Here is a 5,709-nt window from a genome sequence, read left to right as displayed (position 1 = left end):
TAGCCTGACGATGACCTACTTTCACACGGGAATCCGCACTATCATCGGCGCTGAGGCATTTCACTGTCCTGTTCGGGATGGGAAGGAGTGGGACCGCCTCGCTATGGTCATCAGGCTTAACTGGTTGACTGACTGTTTTTTTCAAACAATCAATCCAATTTGTAGAGTCGTGCAGTATAACTTATTAACTAAGGTATTGCACTTCGAATCAGCTTCTATTTTGATTGCGTTAACTCGGACTTCTTTGAAGAACGGTATAACTTGTACTTTTCTCAAATATCCTTGATCTACCCAGTGATTGATTTTCATCTTTCACGAGCTGTCAAAGTTATAGGGTCAAGCCTCACGGGCAATTAGTACTGGTTAGCTTAACGCGTTACCGCGCTTCCACACCCAGCCTATCAACGTCCTGGTCTCGAACGACCCTTCAGGGGGCTCTAGGCCCCGGCAAGACTCATCTTGAGACGAGTTTCCCGCTTAGATGCTTTCAGCGGTTATCTCTTCCGCACTTAGCTACCCGGCGATGCCACTGGCGTGACAACCGGTACACCAGAGGTGCGTCCACTCCGGTCCTCTCGTACTAGGAGCAGGCTCTCTCAATCTTGCAGCGCCCACGGAAGATAGGGACCAAACTGTCTCACGACGTTTTAAACCCAGCTCACGTACCTCTTTAAATGGCGAACAGCCATACCCTTGGGACCGGCTACAGCCCCAGGATGAGATGAGCCGACATCGAGGTGCCAAACACCGCCGTCGATATGAACTCTTGGGCGGTATCAGCCTGTTATCCCCAGAGTACCTTTTATCCGTTGAGCGATGGCCCTTCCATACAGAACCACCGGATCACTTTGTCCTACTTTCGTACCTGCTCGACTTGTCAGTCTCGCAGTCAAGCACGCTTATGCCAATGCACTATCAACACGATTTCCGACCGTATTTAGCGTACCTTCGAACTCCTCCGTTACACTTTGGGAGGAGACCGCCCCAGTCAAACTGCCCACCATACACTGTCCCCAATCCCGATAAGGGACCAAGGTTAGAACCTCAAACACACCAGGGTGGTATTTCAACGTTGGCTCCAAGCAAACTAGCGTCCACTCTTCAAAGCCTCCCACCTATCCTACACAGGTCTGTTCAAAATCCAATGTAAAGCTACAGTAAAGGTTCATGGGGTCTTTCCGTCTTTCCGCGGGGAGATTGCATCATCACAAACATTTCAACTTCGCTGAGTCTCTGGAGGAGACAGTGTGGCCATCATTACTCCATTCGTGCAGGTCGGAACTTACCCGACAAGGAATTTCGCTACCTTAGGACCGTTATAGTTACGGCCGCCGTTTACTGGGACTTCAGTCAAGAGCTTGCACCCCATCATTTAATCTTCCAGCACCGGGCAGGAGTCACACCCTATACGTCGACTTTCGTCTTTGCAGAGTGCTGTGTTTTTAATAAACAGTTGCAGCCACCGATTCTCTGCGGCCTCATTCTGCTTCGAGAGTAAATCTCTACACATACTAGAGGCACACCTTCTTCCGAAGTTACGGTGTCAATTTGCCGAGTTCCTTCTCCAGAGTTCTCTCAAGCGCCTTAGAATACTCATCTCGCGCACCAGTGTCGGTTTGCGGTACGGTCAATTACAAGCTGAAGCTTAGTGGCTTTTCCTGGAAGCAGGGTATCACTCACTTCGTCTGCAAGCAGACTCGTTATCACGCCTCATCTAAGCCCCCCGGATTTGCCTAAGGGGCATGACTACACGCTTGAACCAACATATCCAACAGTTGGCTGAGCTAACCTTCTCCGTCCCCACATCGCACTTGTAATCGGTACAGGAATATTTACCTGTTTCCCATCAGCTACGCATCTCTGCCTCGCCTTAGGGGCCGACTCACCCTACGCCGATGAACGTTGCGTAGGAAACCTTGCGCTTTCGGCGAGGGGGCTTTTCACCCCCTTTAACGCTACTCATGTCAGCATTCGCACTTCTGATACCTCCAGCAGTCTTCACAAACCACCTTCACAGGCTTACAGAACGCTCTCCTACCACGTGCAATAAATTGCACATCCGCAGCTTCGGTAACTGGCTTAGCCCCGTTACATCTTCCGCGCAGGACGACTCGATCAGTGAGCTATTACGCTTTCTTTAAATGATGGCTGCTTCTAAGCCAACATCCTGACTGTTTTAGCCTTCCCACTTCGTTTCCCACTTAGCCAATTTTGGGGACCTTAGCTGGCGGTCTGGGTTGTTTCCCTCTTGAGTCCGGACGTTAGCACCCGGTGCTCTGTCTCCCAAGCTGTACTCATCGGTATTCGGAGTTTGCAATGGTTTGGTAAGTCGCCATGACCCCCTAGCCATAACAGTGCTCTACCCCCGATGGTAATACTTGAGGCACTACCTAAATAGTTTTCGGAGAGAACCAGCTATTTCCAAGTTTGTTTAGCCTTTCACCCCTATCCACAGCTCATCCGCTAATTTTGCAACATTAGTCGGTTCGGACCTCCAGCACCTGTTACGGTACCTTCATCCTGGCCATGGATAGATCACTTGGTTTCGGGTCTACACCCAGCGACTAATTCGCCCTATTCGGACTCGATTTCTCTACGGCTTCCCTATTCGGTTAACCTCGCCACTGAATGTAAGTCGCTGACCCATTATACAAAAGGTACGCAGTCACCTTGCGGCTCCTACTTTTTGTATGCATACGGTTTCAGGATCTATTTCACTCCCCTCCCGGGGTTCTTTTCGCCTTTCCCTCACGGTACTAGTTCACTATCGGTCGATTACGAGTATTTAGCCTTGGAGGATGGTCCCCCCATATTCAGACAGGATTTCTCGTGTCCCGCCCTACTTGTCTTACGCTTAGTTCCACACCGCAGCATTTTTCATACGGGGCTATCACCCGCTATGGCCGGACTTTCCATTCCGTTCTGATATACACGATGCTAAAACGTAAAGGCTACTCCAATTTCGCTCGCCGCTACTTTCGGAATCTCGGTTGATGTCTTTTCCTCGAGCTACTGAGATGTTTCAGTTCACCCGGTTCGCCACAATGACCTATGTATTCAGTCAGAGTTACCGCTCGCGCGGTGGGTTTCCCCATTCAGAAATCTCCGGATCAAAGCTAATTTGCCAGCTCCCCGAAGCTTATCGCAGGCTATCACGTCTTTCGTCGCCTGTAATCGCCTAGGCATCCACCATATGCACTTAGTCACTTGACCCTATAACTTTGACACCGCTGACTGCAGTGTCGGTCAAGAACTCGTACAGACCCGTTTCATCGGTCCGTACGTTATTTGAGTATTTACGCGTTACGCCGTCCTTCATATCTAAACAATTTCTTGCTCAGTTGAAGTCTATGTTTGACGCAATCAAAATGTTGCCGACGGCACGGTGTCCAATTCCCTTTACAAAGAAATTGAACTTTCCGTCGACAACGCTGATTCGACTCTACAAATTGTTAAAGAACACAGCCAGTTTGAACTGACAAACCAGAACAACCGCTGAACTTCACAGTTCGCGGATACTTTGGTTTGTCATCTCAATGAACGAATATCTGATGCTGAAGTGGTGGTGGAGGATAACGGGTTCGAACCGTTGACCCCCTGCTTGCAAAGCAGGTGCTCTCCCAACTGAGCTAATCCCCCCCGGTATACCGTGGTGGGTCTGGCTGGATTCGAACCAGCGACCCCCGCCTTATCAAGACGATGCTCTAACCAACTGAGCTACAGACCCACGTGTTATCCACTCGTGGCCTGCGGGTCTGAAGCTTCCCTGTTTTCTGCAACTGTTAGGCTAGCTCCACAGGCTCACTTCTTCTATTCATTCACTGTTGTGATACAGCCGATAAGTGTGGGCGCTTAAATCTGAGTACATGTGGATCTCGCTCATGCTGAATTACAAGTAACTCAACCGTGGCTCGACCATTTCTAGAAAGGAGGTGATCCAGCCGCACCTTCCGATACGGCTACCTTGTTACGACTTCACCCCAGTCACGAACCCTGCCGTGGTAATCGCCCTCCTTGCGGTTAGGCTAACTACTTCTGGCAGAACCCGCTCCCATGGTGTGACGGGCGGTGTGTACAAGACCCGGGAACGTATTCACCGCGGCAAGCTGATCCGCGATTACTAGCGATTCCGACTTCACGCAGTCGAGTTGCAGACTACGATCCGGACTACGACCGGTTTTCTGGGATTAGCTCCCCCTCGCGGGTTGGCAGCCCTCTGTACCGGCCATTGTATGACGTGTGTAGCCCTACCCATAAGGGCCATGATGACCTGACGTCATCCCCACCTTCCTCCGGTTTGTCACCGGCAGTCTCATTAGAGTGCCCTTTCGTAGCAACTAATGACAAGGGTTGCGCTCGTTGCGGGACTTAACCCAACATCTCACGACACGAGCTGACGACGGCCATGCAGCACCTGTGTGACAGTTCTCTTTCAAGCACTCCCAAATCTCTTCAGGATTCTGTCCATGTCAAGGGTAGGTAAGGTTTTTCGCGTTGCATCGAATTAAACCACATCATCCACCGCTTGTGCGGGTCCCCGTCAATTCCTTTGAGTTTCAACCTTGCGGCCGTACTCCCCAGGCGGTCAACTTCACGCGTTAGCTTCGTTACTGAGAAGAAACCCTCCCAACAACCAGTTGACATCGTTTAGGGCGTGGACTACCAGGGTATCTAATCCTGTTTGCTCCCCACGCTTTCGTGCATGAGCGTCAGTACAGGTCCAGGGGATTGCCTTCGCCATCGGTGTTCCTCCGCATATCTACGCATTTCACTGCTACACGCGGAATTCCATCCCCCTCTACCGTACTCTAGCCATGCAGTCACAAATGCAGTTCCCAGGTTGAGCCCGGGGATTTCACATCTGTCTTGCATAACCGCCTGCGCACGCTTTACGCCCAGTAATTCCGATTAACGCTTGCACCCTACGTATTACCGCGGCTGCTGGCACGTAGTTAGCCGGTGCTTATTCTTCAGGTACCGTCATTAGCCCACTGTATTAGAGCGAGCCGTTTCTTCCCTGACAAAAGCGGTTTACAACCCGAAGGCCTTCTTCCCGCACGCGGCATGGCTGGATCAGACTTTCGTCCATTGTCCAAAATTCCCCACTGCTGCCTCCCGTAGGAGTCTGGGCCGTGTCTCAGTCCCAGTGTGGCTGGTCGTCCTCTCAGACCAGCTACAGATCGTGGCCTTGGTGGGCTTTTACCCCACCAACTAGCTAATCTGATATCGGCCGCTCCAATTGCGCGAGGTCTTGCGATCCCCCGCTTTCACCCTCAGGTCTCATGCGGTATTAGCCACTCTTTCGAGTAGTTATCCCCCACAACTGGGCACGTTCCGATATATTACTCACCCGTTCGCCACTCGTCAGCTTAACCTGTTACCGTTCGACTTGCATGTGTAAGGCATGCCGCCAGCGTTCAATCTGAGCCAGGATCAAACTCTACAGTTCGATCTTGTTTTACTCAACGGAATCGACTAAAACCTTGCTTACCTAAGTACGCATGATTCCAATCAAATATTTCCGTGAGCGTTTAAAGTCAAGAGACTTGAATACAGTCGCCTGCATTCAGTACTCATCTTCAAACGCCCACGCTTATCGGCTGTGAATTATTAAAGAGCTCAAGTGTCCGGCCTAGGCCTAACTTCTTGTTTTTGCTTGGCTACTAACGCATTCGCTAGCAGCGCAGAAGCGGGATTATGACTGATTTT

General features: G+C 50.8%; 2 tRNA genes and 3 rRNA genes. All 5 read right to left on the bottom strand.

Going from position 1 to position 5,709, the window contains the following annotated elements:
- Nucleotides 1-2: 2 nt before the first annotated feature.
- Nucleotides 3-115: ribosomal RNA gene (rrf, locus tag PRZ03_RS23740) — 5S ribosomal RNA — on the bottom strand.
- 217 nt (nt 116-332) lie between these two features.
- Nucleotides 333-3,213: ribosomal RNA gene (locus tag PRZ03_RS23735) — 23S ribosomal RNA — on the bottom strand.
- Between the two features lie 350 nt (nt 3,214-3,563).
- Nucleotides 3,564-3,639, bottom strand: a tRNA-Ala gene (locus PRZ03_RS23730).
- 11 nt (nt 3,640-3,650) lie between these two features.
- Nucleotides 3,651-3,727, bottom strand: a tRNA-Ile gene (locus PRZ03_RS23725).
- Nucleotides 3,728-3,925: 198 nt separating this feature from the next.
- Nucleotides 3,926-5,449, bottom strand: a 16S ribosomal RNA gene (locus PRZ03_RS23720).
- Together the 16S, 23S and 5S rRNA genes with 2 tRNA genes alongside form the textbook arrangement of a ribosomal RNA operon.
- Nucleotides 5,450-5,709 lie beyond the last annotated feature (260 nt).

The sequence above is a fragment of the Roseateles albus genome (assembly GCF_028595345.1).
Taxonomy (GTDB): domain Bacteria; phylum Pseudomonadota; class Gammaproteobacteria; order Burkholderiales; family Burkholderiaceae_C; genus Paucibacter_A; species Paucibacter_A albus.
This window is presented reverse-complemented; position numbering and strand designations above follow the sequence as displayed.